General features: G+C 67.3%; 15 protein-coding genes. 10 read left to right on the plus strand and 5 right to left on the minus strand.

The features are described from left to right. The first annotated feature begins 85 nt into the window (after window positions 1-85). Window positions 86-1,330, plus strand: coding sequence for a YbfB/YjiJ family MFS transporter (locus ASD71_RS02245; RefSeq protein WP_056559331.1), 1,245 nt, complete (start codon window positions 86-88; stop codon window positions 1,328-1,330). On the opposite strand, the gene ASD71_RS02250 is transcribed toward ASD71_RS02245, so the two are convergent. From ASD71_RS02250 to ASD71_RS02260, 3 genes are all read right to left on the minus strand, one after another. Beyond that, window positions 1,281-2,057, minus strand: coding sequence for an SDR family oxidoreductase (locus ASD71_RS02250; RefSeq protein WP_056559334.1), 777 nt, complete (start codon window positions 2,055-2,057; stop codon window positions 1,281-1,283). The genes ASD71_RS02245 and ASD71_RS02250 overlap by 50 nt on opposite strands. 63 nt (window positions 2,058-2,120) lie before the next feature. Further along, window positions 2,121-3,035 (minus strand): 3-keto-5-aminohexanoate cleavage protein, encoded by a 915-nt coding sequence (locus ASD71_RS02255; RefSeq protein WP_056559337.1) that lies wholly within the window; start codon window positions 3,033-3,035, stop codon window positions 2,121-2,123. A gap of 9 nt (window positions 3,036-3,044) precedes the next feature. Further along, a complete protein-coding gene (locus ASD71_RS02260) occupies window positions 3,045-4,262 on the minus strand; it encodes an ABC transporter substrate-binding protein (protein ID WP_056566317.1) in 1,218 nt (405 codons plus the stop codon). Between the two features lie 147 nt (window positions 4,263-4,409). On the opposite strand from ASD71_RS02260, the gene ASD71_RS02265 reads away from it, so the two are divergent. Further along, window positions 4,410-5,183, plus strand: coding sequence for a Crp/Fnr family transcriptional regulator (locus tag ASD71_RS02265; protein WP_235512005.1), 774 nt, complete (start codon window positions 4,410-4,412; stop codon window positions 5,181-5,183). Between the two features lie 13 nt (window positions 5,184-5,196). Here the strand turns inward: ASD71_RS02265 and ASD71_RS02270 are convergent, their stop codons facing one another. Together ASD71_RS02270 and ASD71_RS02275 are read right to left on the minus strand one after the other, a co-directional pair. After that, window positions 5,197-6,606 carry an amidase family protein gene (locus ASD71_RS02270; protein WP_056559341.1) on the minus strand — a complete coding sequence of 470 codons (1,410 nt, stop codon included), beginning with the start codon at window positions 6,604-6,606 and terminating at the stop codon, window positions 5,197-5,199. A 56-nt stretch (window positions 6,607-6,662) separates the two neighbouring features. Then, a complete protein-coding gene (locus ASD71_RS02275) occupies window positions 6,663-7,640 on the minus strand; it encodes a tripartite tricarboxylate transporter substrate binding protein (protein ID WP_056559344.1) in 978 nt (325 codons plus the stop codon). A gap of 145 nt (window positions 7,641-7,785) precedes the next feature. On the opposite strand from ASD71_RS02275, the gene ASD71_RS02280 reads away from it, so the two are divergent. The 8 genes from ASD71_RS02280 to ASD71_RS02315 all read left to right on the plus strand — a co-directional run bounded on the left by ASD71_RS02280 (window position 7,786) and on the right by ASD71_RS02315 (window position 15,580). After that, window positions 7,786-8,685 (plus strand): LysR substrate-binding domain-containing protein, encoded by a 900-nt coding sequence (locus ASD71_RS02280; RefSeq protein ID WP_056559348.1) that lies wholly within the window; start codon window positions 7,786-7,788, stop codon window positions 8,683-8,685. 119 nt (window positions 8,686-8,804) lie between these two features. Next, on the plus strand, window positions 8,805-9,437 hold the full coding sequence (locus ASD71_RS02285) for a GntR family transcriptional regulator (protein ID WP_235512006.1): 633 nt from the start codon (window positions 8,805-8,807) through the stop codon (window positions 9,435-9,437). A 27-nt stretch (window positions 9,438-9,464) separates the two neighbouring features. Further along, a complete protein-coding gene (locus ASD71_RS02290) occupies window positions 9,465-10,454 on the plus strand; it encodes a tripartite tricarboxylate transporter substrate binding protein (protein WP_056559355.1) in 990 nt (329 codons plus the stop codon). Window positions 10,455-10,497: 43 nt separating this feature from the next. Further along, window positions 10,498-11,502, plus strand: coding sequence for a tripartite tricarboxylate transporter substrate binding protein (locus ASD71_RS02295; RefSeq protein ID WP_056559358.1), 1,005 nt, complete (start codon window positions 10,498-10,500; stop codon window positions 11,500-11,502). 33 nt (window positions 11,503-11,535) lie between these two features. After that, entirely contained in the window at window positions 11,536-12,597 is a 1,062-nt protein-coding gene (locus tag ASD71_RS02300) for an isocitrate/isopropylmalate dehydrogenase family protein (protein WP_056559360.1), read from the plus strand. A 2-nt stretch (window positions 12,598-12,599) separates the two neighbouring features. Continuing rightward, a complete protein-coding gene (locus ASD71_RS02305; RefSeq protein ID WP_056559363.1) occupies window positions 12,600-13,472 on the plus strand; it encodes an amidohydrolase in 873 nt (290 codons plus the stop codon). Between the two features lie 25 nt (window positions 13,473-13,497). Next, window positions 13,498-14,412: a LysR family transcriptional regulator gene (locus ASD71_RS02310; protein ID WP_056559366.1), complete on the plus strand. Its 915-nt coding sequence runs from the start codon at window positions 13,498-13,500 to the stop codon at window positions 14,410-14,412. A gap of 193 nt (window positions 14,413-14,605) precedes the next feature. After that, the gene (locus ASD71_RS02315; protein WP_056559369.1) at window positions 14,606-15,580 is read left to right on the plus strand and encodes a tripartite tricarboxylate transporter substrate binding protein; all 975 of its coding nucleotides are present in this window, start codon (window positions 14,606-14,608) and stop codon (window positions 15,578-15,580) included. Window positions 15,581-15,590 lie beyond the last annotated feature (10 nt).

Below are 15,590 nucleotides of genomic sequence, written 5' to 3' on the forward strand. Positions count from 1 at the left end.
CGGCATTCGAAGCGTGAGGTTTTCCATGTCGCATCCATCCGCCGTCGCATCCTCCGCGGCGCCAACTCCCGTTGCAACACCCCCCGTGGCAGGCACCGCTGCCTGGCGGTATGTCCTTGCCGAGTTCGCCGCCAGCCTCGCCAGCATCGGCCTGGCCCGTTTCGCCTACGCGCCACTAGTCCCCGCGCTGATCCAGGCACACTGGTTCTCCTCGTCCAGCGTGGTGTTCCTGAGCGCCGCCAACCTGACCGGCTACCTCATCGGCGCACTCATCGGCCAGCCCCTGGCGCGGCGCTTTTCCAGTACACAGGTCCTGCGCGCCATGATGGCGCTTGTCACCCTGGCTTTCGCGGCGTGCAGCCTTCCGCTGTCCATCGGCTGGTTCTTCGGCTGGCGCCTTACGTCGGGCATCGCGGGCGGCGCCATCATGGTGCTGGCCGCCGCGACGATCCTGCCGCATGTGCCGAGCTCGCGGCGCGGCCTGGCGGGCGGCGCCATCTTCCTGGGCATCGGGGTCGGCATCGCAGGCTCCGGCACGGTTGTGCCGTGGCTGCTGGGCATGGGGCTGCAGGAAGCATGGCTGGGTCTTGCCGCCATATCGGCCACGCTGACGTTGCTGACCTGGCGTGCATGGCCGGCGCACGGCGCCGCGTCGCGCCGGTTGGCGGACTCGGTGCCGGGCACACCCGCCCCTACCCGCCAACCCTCCGATCATCGCGCCGGCGTGATTCTGTTGTTTGGCCAGTATGGGTTGATGGCGGTCGCGCTGGTCCCGGCGATGGTCTTTCTGGTGGACTTCGTCGAGCGTGGCCTGGGCGCGGGCGCCGCGGCCGGCGCGCGCTTCTGGATTCTCTACGGCGTCGGCGCAATGATGGGCCCTCCGCTTTATGGCTGGCTGGGCGACCGGCTCGGCCCGCGCCAGGCGCTGCGCATCGCCCTGGCCGTGCAGGCGGTCGCGATGGGCGCGCTAAGCTTCAGCAGCCACTCCGCATCGCTGAGCGCCGCCGCGCTGGTGGCGGGCACCTTCCCGCCAGGTATCGTGCCGCTGGCGCTGGCGCGCATCCACGACCTGATTCCGCACGATGCCTTTGCGCAGAACCAGGCCTGGAGCCGCGCAACGGTGAGCTTTGCCACCTTTCAGGCGCTGGCCGGATATGGCTACTCGGCCGTGTTCAGCGCAAGCGGCGGCCAGCACCGGACGATGTTCGTCATCGGCACGGCGGCGCTGATCATCGCGGTGCTGGCCGAGGCCGGCGTGGTGGAAAGGACAATCGGCCGGCTCATCCCAGATACTCCACGTTCCCGCACACCGAAATACTCTGCCCGCTGATCATCGCCCCCTGATCCGAGCATAGGAACACCACCTGATTCGCCACGTCTTCCGGACGCGTCATGCGGCGCAGCGACACTTTTTCCACAAGCTGCTCCCGCATCTCCTCGTTGCTGACCCCGCCGGCCTCGGCGCGGGCGGCGATGATGCGCTCGACGCGGTCGCCCGACACCACGCCCGGCAGCACGGAATTGACGCGGATGTTCGACGGTCCCAACTCCATCGCCCAGGTCTGCGTCAGCCCGGCCAGCCCGAACTTGCTGGCGCTGTACGGCGAGCGCAGCGAAAATCCCAGGCGCCCTGCCACGGACGAGATATTGACGATGGCGCCGCCGCCCGCGGCCCGCAGCAGGGGCACCGCGCTGCGCGCGCATAGGAACGTGCCCGTCAGATTGACGTCCAGGGTATTGCGCCAGGCGTCCAGCGTGGTGTCCTCAAGCCGGCTGGTCGGACCGGACACGCCCGCGTTGTTGACCAGCACGTCCAATGCGCCCCACCGCGCGCCCAGCGCCTCGAACATTGCCAGCACGTGCGATTCGTCGGACACGTCCGTCAGACTGGCGCTCAGTGCGGGCAGGCGTTCTTGCGCCGCCTTCAGCGCCGCTTCGTCCACGTCGCAGATGTGCACGTCGGCGCCCAGATCCAGAAATCTGCGCGCGATCGCCAGCCCGATGCCCTGCGCGCCCGCCGTAACCAGGACGCGGGCGCCTTTCAATGATTCGGTCATGTCCTTTCCCGATGAATGGGTTGCGACGGGGAGGCTCCCGAGCCGCCCCGTCAGACGGTTACGTCACAGCGCGAACTCGGGGCGGATGCCGCTTTTCAGCGGCAGGCCCATGATCTCGCGCGCCTCGGCAGGCGTGGCCGGCTCCATGTCCATTTCGCGGATGATGCGCACGATCCGCTCGGTCAACTGAACGTTGGTGGCCAGCTCGCCATGCCGGTAGTACAGGTTGTCTTCCAACCCAACGCGCGCATGGCCGCCCAGCAGCAGCGCGCTGATGTTCGCCTCAAGCTGCGACGGCCCGATGCCGCTGACGCAAAAGACGCTGTTCTTGGGCAGCAGGTCCACCATCATCTGCAGATGCCGCGGCGAGAACGGCATGGCGTTCTGGAAGTTGCGATGCACGTTCATGACCAGGTTGATGAAGTGCGGGCCTTCGTCCAGGTCTTCGTTGATGAGCGTCGTCACGTCCTGCAGGATGTGCGTCGGGCTGAACACCTCCCACTCGGGCTTGATGCCCCGCGCCTTCATGCCGGCGGCCAGTTCGCGCCCCTTGCTGAGCGGCGTGTTCATCAAGTATTCGCGGTCGCCGAACGCCAGGTTCAGCGTGGTGGCGTCCAGCGTGCACATCTCGGCGCCCGCGTCCATGCCCTTCAGACGCTCCTCCCACAGAATCTCCCACGTGCCGGGCGAGGTCTCGGCGACCATGTCGCCATGCACGCCGCCGCCCGTGGAGTTGTTCAGCACGATGTCGCAGCGCTCGCGAATCAGCTGGTTCATTTTCCGGTAGACCGCGGCGTCGCACGTCGCCAGATCATCCGCACGCCGCGCATGCAGCGCCACCACGCTGGCGCCCGCGTTGTAGCAGCGGTAGACATCCTCCGCAATTTCCGCCGGCTGCGTCGGCAGGTGCGGATTCTGGCTTTTCAGCGCCATGCCCCCGGTCGGGGCGATGGTCACGATGACTTTGCGTTTTGCCATGCTGTTCTCCTAGGATTTCCACAGCGCGCAGCGGCTTTCGGACTGCTTCGTGAAGGCCTCGTTGCCGTCGATGGCCTGCACCACCGTGAAGTAGTCCCACGGCTCCTTTGACTGGTCCGGGCTCTTGACCTGCAGCAGATACATGTCATGCACGACGCGGCCATCGGGGCGCACCACGCCGTCCTTGATGTACATGTCGTTCAGCTTGTTTTCGCGCAAGTAAGCCAGAACCTTGTCCGCGTCGTCCGTCCCGGTTGCCTTGACCGCGCGCAGGTACTGCAACGCGGCCGAATAGTCGGCCGCCTGCAGCGAGGACGGCATGGACTGGCGGCGATCGAAGAACTTGCGGCTCCAGGCGCGCGTCTCGTCCGACGCATTCCAGTACCAGCTGTCGGTCAGGTACATGCCCTGCGCGGCCGGCAGGCCCATGGCGTGGATGTCGTTGATGAACATGATCATGCCCGCCAGCTTCATCGTCTTGGTGATGCCGAACTCGTTGGCGGCCTTGATCGAATTGGTCGCGTCCGCACCGGCATTGGCCAGCGCCAGGATCTCGGCCTTGCTGCCTTGCGCCTGCAACAGGAACGACGAGAAATCGCTGGCGGCCAGCGGATGCTTCACGCTGCCAACGACCTTGCCGCCGCCGGACTCGACAACCTTGGTGGTGTCGGCCTGCAGCGCGTGCCCGAAAGCGTAGTCTGCCGTCAGGAAGTACCAGCTCTTGCCGCCCGCCTTGACCACCGCCGCGCCCGTGCCGCGCGCCTGCGCCACGGTGTCGTAGGCGTAATTCAGCGTGTAGGGCGTGCACTGCTCGTTGGTCAGCGCGGGCGCCCCGGCGCCCACCACGATGATCGGCTTCTTCTTGTCCGCGGCTACCTTCGACATGGCCAGCGCCGTGCTGGAATTGGTGCCGCCGATCAGCATGTCCAGGCCGCGCTGGTCAAACCATTCGCGCGCCTTGGCCGACGCCACGTCGGCTTTGTTCTGGTGGTCCGCGGTCAATAGCTCGATCTTCTTGCCGTTGATCTGGCCGCCCATTTCCTCGATCGCCATCTTGATGGCTTCCGCGCCGCCGGGACCATCCGGCCCGGCGTAAACGCCGGACATGTCGGTGATGAATCCGATGCGGATCACGTCGTCCGACACTTGCGCCTGCGCGGCCGTGGCGGGCAGCAGCGTGGCGGAAATGGCGCCGGCAATGGCGGTGGCGGACAGCAGGCGTGGCATTGACAACATACCGGTCTCCTCTTATGGTTTTTGGCCCGTGGGCGTCAATCATTCTGCGGTCCGGCTGCCCTTGGGGACAGTCATCACGTTGACAAAGACGCCTAGGGTTTACCTGGGCCGAATTCCACCTCCAGACAGGGAACGAACATGCGCGAACCGCAAGTCCTGGCGGGCGACGACGCGTCCAACGCGAATCGCCGGCCGGCGCGCAGCGCCGTGGACAAGATGCTCGACGTGGTGCCCTGGTACAAGGGTCTGCCCGAACTCGAGCGCGATGTGGTGCGTGCCGAACTGCGAACGGTGTCGCTGGCGACAGGCGAATACCTGTTTCGCGCGGGTTCCCGCTCGCCCGGCTGGTATGGCGTGGTGGAGGGCCTGGTGAAGTGGTCGTCGCCCGGCACCGATGGCCGCACGTTGTCGCTGGCCGGATTCAGCACGGGAAGCTGGTTCGGCGAGGCCACCATGATCCGCCGCGAGCGCTTCGAATACGAAGTCGTCGCCCTGCGCCCCAGCCGCATCGTGATCCTGCCGCGCGACACCTGCGAGCGCCTCTGGAACAACAACATCGAATTCACCAAGGCGCTGATGACGCACCTGGCGCAGCGGGTGAACTGGCTGATGGGCTGCTACACCGGCAACGTACTGCTCGACGTCGACACCACCGTGGCGCGCGCCGTCGCGGCGCAACTGGACGCCGAGGTCCATTCCGGCACAAAGGATCGGCTGCGGATCTCGCAGGAAGAGATCGCCGGCCTGTGCGGCGTCTCGCGCCAGCGCTGCAACACCGCACTGACCCGGCTGGCGCGCGAAGGCGTACTGCAAACGCACTACGGCGGACTGACGGTGCTGGACAAGGAAGCGCTCTACCGATGCGCGAGGATCAATAGGGCCGACGAAGACGTGCCCGACACCGCCCGTTAACCGCCGCGCGCGTTCAAACCCCCAGCCGATCCAGCACCGACCAGCCGGCCCGCGCCTCGATGGCTTCCCCAGCCGCGAGGCACAGGTCTTCGCGGAACCGTCCCGCCACCAGCTGCACCCCGACCGGCACGCCGCCAGCCAGGCCGACGGGCACCGACAGCCCCGGCAGTCCCAGGATCGCCGTCGAAATCAACGGGCTCTGCGCCCGCAGGATGTCCGCCATCACGTCCGTGCCCTGCTGATCCCGATCCACCGGGAAAGGCAGCGCAAACGACACAGGCATCAACAGGATCGGATAGCGCTCAAAGAAGCGGCCCCATTCGCGCAGGATCGTCGTGCGCATTGCCATTGCCTGAATAAAGCCGTCCTTGTCCCTGCGGGGCGTGTGCGCCAGCATGCTCTGGTACGCGTTCTGGATGGCACGGTCGCCGGCGCGTTCGATCTCGCGCTGCATGGAACCGGCGGCTTCGTTCATCAACACGTCCAGCCACAGCGCGGCCGCGGCATCGAACTGCGGCGGCTCGGCAACCTCGACGAAATAACCGGCGTCCTGCAGCCAGCCGGCGGCGCGTTGCAGCGCGTCGGCCACTGCGGCATCGGCCTGGTGCTGCGCCGTGCCCGCAAACAGCGCGACGCGCCGGTTGCCATTCAACTCAGGAAACGCCAGCGGCGCCGGCACCCACCAGGGATCGCGCGCATCGCCGCCCGACATCGCCGCCAAACCCAGCCGCAGATCGGCGACCGTACGCGCCAGCGGGCCTTGCGTGGCCGCCATCTGCGAGGCCACCGGGCGCTCCGATCGCTGCGTGGCGTTGTAGCCCGGCACCCGGCCCTGCGAGGGCCGCAGCCCCGCCACACCGCACGCATACGCGGGATAGCGGATCGAGCCGCCCTGGTCGCTGCCATGGGCAAGCGGGCCGACGCCCAGCGCCGCCGCCACCGCCGCCCCGCCGCTGGAGCCGCCCGGCGTGCGCGCCACATCGAACGGATTGACGGTGCGGCCATGCAGATCGTTGTCGCTGAACCAGCGCCAGGAAAACGCCGGGACGTTCGTGCGTCCGATGACGATCGCGCCCGCGCGGAGCCAGTTGTCGACCGCCGGATTGTTCTCCTGCGCGATGAGGTCCCGGTAGGCCGTCACGCCGTTGGTCGTGGCCGTGCCCGCCAGATCCGCGTTGGCCTTGATCGTGACCGGCACGCCATGCAGCGCGCCCAATTCCTGCTTGCCGCGCACCGCCGCATCGGCCGCATCCGCGGCGCGCAGCGCCTGCTCGGCATAGGTCTCCGTCAGCGGGTTGAAGGCGGCATTGATCGCCTGGCCTCGGTCCAGGCAGCTTTGCACGGCCTCGCGGCTGGATACTTCGCCGTTGCGGATGGCGCGGGCCAGATCGAGCGCGTTCCAGCGCCAGAGTGCGTTCGTCATGATGTCTCCCTATTCCTTGAAACCGGGCCTTCGTCGCCGGTCCGGCAACGGTCCGTTCAGTCTGCCGACGCGCCGGATTGCTTCACCATCGCGGCCCAGCGCGGAATCTCGGCAGCGATCAGGCTGGCAAACTGCTCGGGCGTCGACGGCGTGGCGTCGACGGAGAGGGTCTCGTTCTGTTTCTGCACCGCAGGGTCCAGCAACGCCTTGGCGACGGCGGCATTCAATTTTTCGATCACCGGCTTGGGCACGCCCGCCGGCGTCACGATGCCGCCCCACGACACCACCTCGAAACCCTTCAGGCCCGACTCCTCCAGCGTCGGCACTTCCGGCAGCACCGGCACGCGCTTCAAGCTGGTGGCGCCCAGCACCTTGACCTGACCGGAGCGAATAAAAGGCAGAACGCCCGCGACGTTGTCGATCATCACGTCAAGCTGCCCGCCGGCCAGATCCACCACGGCCTGCTGGCCGCTCTTGTACGGCACGTGCAGCATGGTGGTGCCGGTCTCGCTCTTGAGCATTTCGCCCGCCAGGTGCGCGCTGGAGCCGACCCCCAGCGATCCCACGCTGACCTTGCCGGGATTCTTTTTCGCATACGCGGCCAGCTCCTGCACGTTGTTGGCCGGCAGGCCGTTGCGCGCGATCAGCACCAGCGCGTTGCTGATCGCCAGGCTGACGGGCGCCAGGCTGCGCTGCGGGTCGTAGGGCAGCTTGGCGTACATGCTCTTGTTGATCGCCAGCGTGACGATGTTGCCGAAGCCGATGGTGTAGCCATCGGGCGGCGCCGACGCCAGGGCCTGCGTGCCGACGATGCCGCCCGCCCCGCCCCGGTTTTCCACGATGACCGGTTGCCCCAGTTCGCGGCCCAGCGCGTCGGCAATCGGGCGCAGCACCACGTCGGGACCGGAGCCCGCGGCGTACGGGACGATGAGCTTGATCGGCCGTTCCGGCCAGTCGGCGCGGGCGGCGCCGGCAGCGGTGGCGGCCAGCAGGACAAGAAACAAGGAAACGGCACGGCGGGCAAAGATCGGCATGGCATTCTCCTGAAGCGCTTTTTCGGGCCAGGCCTCTCGGTCTTGCCGGGCCTGATCGACGATCAGCTTAGGGATCGTCCGCGCTGCATGTAAGGCTATATTTTTGTTAAGGTGACCACCCCAGGTTGTCAGCCGAAAAACCGTCATGAAAGACCATCAACTGCGGGCGTGGCTGAAAGTGGCCGAACTGCGCAGCATCCGCGCCGCCGCCCGCAGCCTGCACCTGAGCCAGGCGGCCGTGACCAAGGCCATCAAGGAACTCGAAACCGAACTGGACGCGCCGCTCCTGACGCGCAGCCCCAAGGGCATCGCCGTCACCGAATGCGGCGAGCATCTGACGGTGCGGGCGCGCCTGGCGCAGGCGCAGCTCGCACTGGCGCGCCAGGACATCCGCCAATTGCTCAGCGGCGCGCAGGCCCGGGTAGCGGTGGGCGTGACGCCAATGGTCATGCTCAGCGTGCTGCCCGACGTGCTGGCCGAATTCCGGGCCAGCATGCCGGCCGCGAACGTCAAGGTGTCGGAAGGCCTGCTGGCCTCGGTGCAGCCGGCGCTGCGCAACGGCGCGCTGGACTTTGCGCTGGCCTCGCGCATGAACGACGGCGCCGGCGGTCAGGAATTCGAATTCGAGGAACTGCGCCCGCTGGAATTCATGATCGCCTGCCGCAAGGGCCATCCGCTGGCGCGCGCGCGGCGCTGGGACGATATCCGCGGCTGCGAATGGCTGCTCAACGTCTCGGGCGGCAGCCATACCGAGGCCTTCCTGCGCGGTCTGCGCGCGCACGGCCTGCCCGAGCCCGCCCGCGTCATCGAGTGCGACACCTTTGGCGTCATGTGGAGCCTCATGACCCGCAGCGACGCGCTCATCATCTGCCCGTCCGGCATGCTCAACATCAAGCCCTACGGCGACGAGGCCCGGCGCGTCCGCGCGGACGTGCCGATGCCGGTCGCCAGCATCGGCATCATGACCCTGCAGGGCACCCCGCTATCGCTGGCGGCCGCCACCATGGCAGACCTGTTCCGGCGGCGCGTGGCGGCGATGCCGTAAAGCCAGAGGAACGCGTCGAGCAGGCCCGCCGCATGCGCGGCGTAGACCCAAATTCAGGGGCCGGATTGTCTCCCGATTTTTTGTACGCAAAAATATACAAAAAACGCGCCGAGACAATCTTGCCCATTCCGAAAAGCAATTCGCAGGCCTTCGCCGCCTACAACGAGATCAAGCGACGCATCCTGGTGGGCATGTTCACGCCCAGCCATCGACTGCGCGAAGTGGAAGTCGCCGACCAGCTCGAAATGGGCCGCACCCCCGTGCGCGAGGCGCTCAAGCGCATCCAGGACGAAGGCCTCATCACGCATGAGCCCGGCCGCGGACTGGTCGTCACCACGATGGACCAGCAAGAGGTCGGCGAGCTCTACTCCATGCGCGAAGTGCTGGAGGGCGCCGCCGCCGCCTTCGCCGCGCGCCACGCCACCGACGCCGAGATCGCCAACATGCAGGCCATCCTGGACGAAGGCGACAACGGCGACCCCGTCGCGCAGAACCTGCGCTTTCACCAGGCCATCTACAGCGCCGCGCACAACCGCTACCTGATCCGCTCGCTGCAGTCGCTGACCGAGACCACCTATCTGCTGGGACGCAGCACGCTCAGCTCGTCCGAGCGGGCCGGCCGCTCCAACCAGGAACACCAGGCCATCGTCGACGCCATCCGCGCCCGCGACGTCCAAGGCGCGCAAGACGCCGCCCAACACCATATTCACCAGGCCCTGCTGGAACGCCTAAAGATGCTGCGCCAGGGCTGAGCGCGGCCGTCGATCGGAGACAAGTCGATGAAGCAGTTCAACGTATCCCCGCAGCGTCTGCTGGCGGGGCTGGCCCTTCTATTGCCCGCGGTTTGCGCGCCGGTGGCCGCGTCCGCCGACACCTATCCCAGCCGGCCCATCACGCTGGTGGTGCCTTTTGCGGCGGGCGGCGGCACCGACAGCATTGCGCGCGACATGGCGCGCACGCTGGCCGACAAGCTGGGCCAGTCCGTGGTCGTGGAGAACCGCGGCGGCGGTGGCGGCTCCATCGGCGCCGCGCTGGTCGCCAACGCGCGCCCCGACGGCTACACGCTGCTCTTTGCCACGTCGACCTTCGTGACCAACGCCGCCGCCGGCATCAGCACCACCTACGACGTGCGCAAGTCCTTCGCCCCCATTGCCATGCTGGGCCGGGGCCCGCTCTTCGTGGTGACGGCCAAGGACCTGAAGCTGACCTCCATCGCCGGACTGCGCGAACTGGCGGCCAAGCCGGACGCCGACCTGAACTTCTGCTCGGCGGGCAACGGCAGCATCAACCATCTGGCCGGCGAACTGTTCAAGCAAAAGACCCACGCCGCCATGACGCACGTGCCGTACAAGGGCAGCGGCCCGGCCACGGTCGATCTGCTGGCTGGTCGCGTCCAGGTGTTCTTCGCCACCGTGCCCACCATCCTGTCGCAGGTGCGCGACCAGCGCGTGGACCTGCTGGCCGTCACGGGCAAGACGCGTTCGCCGCTCTTCCCCAACACGCCCACCGTGGCCGAGGCGGGCGTGCCCGACTTTGACATCACGACGTGGTGGGGTGTGCTGGCGCCGGCCGGCACGCCGCCAGAGGTCGTCACCAAGCTGAACCAATCCATCAACGCGGCCGCCGCCGACGCGCTGGTGGCCGACCGCCTCAAACACGAAGGCGCAGAGGCCATCACCGGTTCGCCCGACGACTTCGGAAAGGCGCTGGCCGCCGAACTGGAGATGTGGCAAGGCGTGGTCAAGAAGTCCGGCATGGCGCTGGACTGAGCCACCGCGCGCAACGGCCGCACAGAGACAACAAGGAGACACCATGCAGCACAAACCCTATTCCTTCGATCCCGCGCGCCGCCGCCTTCTGCAAGGCGCGGCGGCCGGCACGGCATTGATGCTGGCCGGCGCGGCACACGCGGCGGATGCGTACCCGGCCAAGCCCGTGACGATGATCGTGCCCTACGCGCCCGGCGGCCAGGGTGATGTCTTCGCCCGCATCCTGGCCGAACGCCTGGGCACGGAATTCAAGCAGACCTTCATCGTTGAAAACCGCCCCGGCGCGTCGGGCGCGGTGGGATCGCGCATCGTGCTGCGTGCGCCGGCGGACGGCTACACGCTGCTGCTCGGCCAGACCGGCGAAATCGCCGTCAACCCTTACGCCATGAAATCGCTGGGCTACGACCCGCTGCGCGAGTTCGCGCCGGTGATTCTTGTGGGCGATTCACCGCTGGTGCTGGCCGTGCCGGAAAAGTCGCCTTATGCGGATCTGGCCGCGCTGATCGCCGCGGCCCGTGCCAAGCCGGACGCCTTGGCCTACGCATCCTCCGGCACCGCCACGCCCGGCCACCTGGCCGCCGCCGCGCTGGCGCTCGGCACGCAAACCCGCATGATCCACGCGCCCTACAAGGGTGCGGGCCAGGCCATGTCCGACCTGCTGGGCGGCCACGTCGACTTCTTCTTTTCCAGCGCATCGGCCGCCATGCCCCATATCAACAGCGGCCGCCTGAAGGCGCTGGCGGTATCCTCGCGGGAGCGCCAGGGCATCCTGCCCAGCGTTCCCACCATCAGCGAGGCCGCCGTGCCGGACTTCCAATTCAGCCTGTGGGGCGGTGTCTTCGCGCCCGCGCAGACGCCCCCGGCGGTGGTCGAGCAGCTCAACGCCAAGCTGAACGCCATTCTGGCCGAGCCCGCGATCAAGTCGCGGCTTGAAGGCGACGGCGCCGCCGTGCGCCCAAACACCTCGCAGGAATTCACGGCCTTCGTGCGCAGCGAAGCCGCCAAGTATCAGAACCTGGTGCAAGCCACCGGGGTCCAGGTCGAATAAGCCCGGCCCATCAACCCACAGGAAAACGCTCCCATGAAAATCGTTGTACTCCCCGGCGACGGCATCGGCCCCGAAACCATGGCGGTCGCCGTCGACGTGCTTGAAGCCGCGTCGCGGCGCTTCGGCCTGAATCTGCAGTTCGACCACGACATCGCGGGCCATGACAGCCTGAAAAAGCACGGCGCCACCGTCACGCCCGCCCTCCTTGAAAAGGTCAAGGCATCCGACGGCCTGATGCTCGGCCCCATGGCCACCTACGACTTCAAGGACGAGGCCCGCGGCGAGATCAATCCGTCGATGTACTTTCGCAAGAAGCTCGACCTGCACGCCAACATCCGTCCCGCTCGCACCTACCCCGGCATGCAGGCGCGCCTGGGCGAATTCGATCTGGTCGTGGTGCGCGAAAACACCGAAGGCTTCTACGCCGACCGCAACGTCGAGTCCGGCGGCAGCGAAATGCTGATCACGCCCGACGTCGTCGTATCGCTGCGCCGCATCACCCGCCAGTGCTGCGAGCGCATCGCGCGCACCGCGTTCGAGCTGGCCATGACGCGCAACAAGCACGTCACGATGGTCCACAAGGCCAACGTGCTGAAGCTGGGCGACGGCATGTTCCTGGAAATGTGCCGTCAGGTCGCCCAGGAGTTTCCGGACGTGCGCGTGGACGACGTGATCGTCGACGCCATGATGGCGCACGTGGTGCGCGCGCCCCAGCGCTACGACGTCGTCGTCACCACCAACATGTTCGGCGACATCCTGTCCGACCTGACCGCCGAACTGTCGGGCAGCCTTGGCCTGGGTGGCTCGCTGAACGCCGGCCGCGACTACGCCATGGGCCAGGCCGCGCACGGCTCGGCGCCCGACATCGCCGGCCAGAACATCGCCAACCCGATCTCGCTTATCCTGTCGGGCGCGATGCTGCTGAACTGGCACGGCCAGAAGACCGGCAACGCCGCGTTCGCGCAGGCCGCCGCCGCCATCGAGGCCACCATCGCCGACACCATCCTCGCGCAGGAATGCACGCGTGACGTGGGCGGCAAGTTGGGCACGCGCGAAGCCGGCGCAGCCTTCGTCGCCCGCCTGCAGGCGGGCTGATCATGACGGCGCCGCAGCTTCCCGCCGGCGCCTGCGACTGCCACGTGCATGTGGTGGCGCCGCAGGTCGACTATCCCATGCTGGCGGACCGGCATTACACGCCCGGTCCGGCGTCAGCGGATGCGCTGCGCGCGCACCTGCAACGGCTGAGCCTCGCCCACGCCGTCATCGTGCAGCCCAGCATCTATGGCAGCGACAACCGCCTGCTCGTCCACAGCCTGCTGGCCCTGGATGGCGCGGCGCGTGGCGTGGCGGTGGCGGATGACGATGTGGCCGACGCCGAACTCTCGCACCTGCACGATGCCGGAGTACGCGGCGTGCGCGTCAACCTGGAAAGCACGGGCGCCAGCGACGCCGCCGCCGTCAGCCGCGCCCTGTCGGCCTGGGCCGGCCGTCTAGCGGGGCAAGGCTGGCACATCCAGGTCTACGCCTCGCTGGACGCCATCGCCAGCGCCGCCCCTGCGCTGGCCCGGCTGCCGGTGCCGGTGGTGCTGGATCACTTTGCGATGATTCCGGCGCGGCTTGCGCAGGACGATGCGCGAATCCGGCAGGTGCTGGACCTGGTGGGCAGCGGAGCCGCCTACGTCAAGCTGTCGGCGTCCTACCGCATCAGCGCGGCCCCCGATGATGCCGGTGAAGCCGAACGCGTGACCGCGCTGGCACGCGCCTTCATTGGCCGCAATCCGGAACGTGCGCTGTGGGCCAGCGATTGGCCGCACACCAATCGCGAACCGGGCAAACAGCCCACCGAGGTCAGCGCCTATCGCGACGTTCCGGCCGTGCGCCTGCTTCGCGAAATCGAAGCCTGGCTGCCGGACGCCGCGCTGCGGCGCCAGGTGCTGGCGGCCAATCCGGCGACGCTGTATGGTTTCTAGTCCTTAGCGCAGCGGAGACCGCCGCATGAATCTTTCGCTACGCCACATGAAGGCCTTCACGGCCCTGGCGGCATTGCGCAGTTTCACGCGCGCGGCCGAACACTGCTGCCTGACCCAGAGCGCATTCAGCGCTTTGATTTCCAACCTGGAAAGCGACCTGGGCGTAAAGCTGTTCTCGCGCAGCACGCGCAACGTCGAACTGACGGCCGAGGGCGAAGCCTTCCAGAACATCGTCGCCCACCTGCTGCCCGAGACCGAGCGCGCCCTGGCCGAAATGCGCGACCACGTCGAGCGGCGCAAGGGCCGCGTCGCGCTTGCCGCGCTGCCGTCGATATCGTCGGGCATCCTGCCAGGCCTCATCGCCCGCTTCAGCGCGGATTACCCGGGCATCAGCGTGCAGGTGCAGGACGTGGCCAGCACCGTGTGCATCGACATGGTCCGCAACCGCCAAGTGGATTTCGCGCTGTGCGCAGCCGTCTATCCCAGCACCGATCTCGACATCGAGGTGCTGGCGCGCGACACCTTCCATTTCATCTGCCCCGCCAGCCACCCGCTGGCCTCGCGGCGCCGCTTGTCGGTGCAGGACGTGTTGGACTATCCGATCATCGGATTCGAAAGCAACAGCAGCATCCGCCAGCATCTGGACGCCGCCATCTACCCCCGGCAGTGGCTGCGCTCGCATCAGGTCAACAGCCTGTCCACGGCCGCCGGCTTCATCGCAGCCGGCCTGGGCGTCACCATTGCGCCCACCTTGGCGCTCTTTCAGTTCCGGCTGGCCGGCTTGAAAGCCGTGCCGCTGACCCTGCCGATCAACGAGCGCGACATCTGCCTCGCGCGGCGCCGCGATGCCACCGATTCGCTGGCCGCGCAGGCATTCCTGGCGCTCCTGCGCGAACACCTGCAGCCCTCCGTGCAGGCGCTAGCCCACACCCTCGACTGAACCACTCCGGGCAAAAGCCCGCCTGCGGGCGCGACGGCAGCAATGCCGCGCGCCCTCTGCTGCACGCCCATTTCAAGCCCCCGGGCATTTATCGATTTTCTCGATTTTCTTATCAAAATTATCCATTCATCGACTGAGACGGCCTGTCTATCATGGGTTCCACAACAGCAGAACAATCCAAGGAGACAACCTCATGAAGCGCCTTGCCCGTGTCCTCGTTGGCGGCTGCCTGTCCGCCGCCCTTGCCGCTGCCGCCCCCCTCGCCTTCGCCGAGAACTATCCCGCCAAACCCGTGCGCCTGATGGTCGGCATGGCGCCCGGCGGCTCCAACGACACCGTGGCCCGCCTGGTCGCCGCCGAACTGTCCAAGACCTGGCCGCAGCCGATGATCGTCGAGAACAAACCGGGCGCGAACAGCACCATCGCCACCGGTGAGCTGAAGCGCTCGCCCGCCGACGGCTACACGCTGATGCTGGTGATCTCCTCGCACGTCACCAACACGCTGCTGTACCCCAACCTGACCTACACGCTCAAGGACTTCGCGCCGGTCTCGCTGATCGCCGACACGCCGTTCGTGCTGGTGGCCAATCCCAAGTTCGAGCCCAACACCACCAAGGACCTGATCACGCTGGCCAAGCAGAAGGAGCGCGGCATCGACTTCGGCACGCCCGGGCAGGGTTCCACGCAGCACATCTCGCTGGAGCTTCTGGACCAGATGGCCGGGATCCGCATGAACCACATCCCCTACAAGGGCGGCGCGCCCGCGCAGACCGACGTGATCGGCGGGCTGATTCCGCTGATCTTCGCTACCCCCACGCAAAGCCTGCCGTTCATCAAGCAGAACAAGCTCAAAGCGCTGGCGGTGACCTCCAAGGAGCGCCTGCCCCAACTGCCCGACGTGCCGACGCTGGCCGAATCCGGCGTGCCGGGTTACGAGGCCAACGTGTGGTTCGGCATCATCGCGCCCGCCGGCACGCCGCCGCAGGTTGTCGACTACCTGCACAAAGAGATCTCGCGCGTGGTGCGCCAACCCGACATGCAAGCGCGCCTGGACGAAATGGGCCTGAAGCCGCTGGATGAATCGCCCGCGCAGTTCCAGCAATTGATCGACAGCGAAAAAGTTAAGTGGGCTGGCGTCATCAAGCAAAGCAACATCAAGTTCGACTGATCCCATTCAA

The organism is Achromobacter sp. Root565 (assembly GCF_001427425.1).
Taxonomy (GTDB): Bacteria; Pseudomonadota; Gammaproteobacteria; order Burkholderiales; family Burkholderiaceae_B; genus Achromobacter; species Achromobacter spanius_D.

Coding starts and splice junctions, on each gene's coding strand:
- ASD71_RS02250 (WP_056559334.1), bottom strand. CDS start 2,057: ATGACCGAATCATTGAAAGGCGCCCGCGTCCTGGTTACGGCGGGCGCG.
- ASD71_RS02255 (WP_056559337.1), bottom strand. CDS start 3,035: ATGGCAAAACGCAAAGTCATCGTGACCATCGCCCCGACCGGGGGCATG.
- ASD71_RS02260 (WP_056566317.1), bottom strand. CDS start 4,262: ATGCCACGCCTGCTGTCCGCCACCGCCATTGCCGGCGCCATTTCCGCC.
- ASD71_RS02265 (WP_235512005.1), top strand. CDS start 4,410: ATGCGCGAACCGCAAGTCCTGGCGGGCGACGACGCGTCCAACGCGAAT.
- ASD71_RS02270 (WP_056559341.1), bottom strand. CDS start 6,606: ATGACGAACGCACTCTGGCGCTGGAACGCGCTCGATCTGGCCCGCGCC.
- ASD71_RS02275 (WP_056559344.1), bottom strand. CDS start 7,640: ATGCCGATCTTTGCCCGCCGTGCCGTTTCCTTGTTTCTTGTCCTGCTG.
- ASD71_RS02280 (WP_056559348.1), top strand. CDS start 7,786: ATGAAAGACCATCAACTGCGGGCGTGGCTGAAAGTGGCCGAACTGCGC.
- ASD71_RS02290 (WP_056559355.1), top strand. CDS start 9,465: ATGAAGCAGTTCAACGTATCCCCGCAGCGTCTGCTGGCGGGGCTGGCC.
- ASD71_RS02295 (WP_056559358.1), top strand. CDS start 10,498: ATGCAGCACAAACCCTATTCCTTCGATCCCGCGCGCCGCCGCCTTCTG.
- ASD71_RS02300 (WP_056559360.1), top strand. CDS start 11,536: ATGAAAATCGTTGTACTCCCCGGCGACGGCATCGGCCCCGAAACCATG.
- ASD71_RS02305 (WP_056559363.1), top strand. CDS start 12,600: ATGACGGCGCCGCAGCTTCCCGCCGGCGCCTGCGACTGCCACGTGCAT.
- ASD71_RS02310 (WP_056559366.1), top strand. CDS start 13,498: ATGAATCTTTCGCTACGCCACATGAAGGCCTTCACGGCCCTGGCGGCA.
- ASD71_RS02315 (WP_056559369.1), top strand. CDS start 14,606: ATGAAGCGCCTTGCCCGTGTCCTCGTTGGCGGCTGCCTGTCCGCCGCC.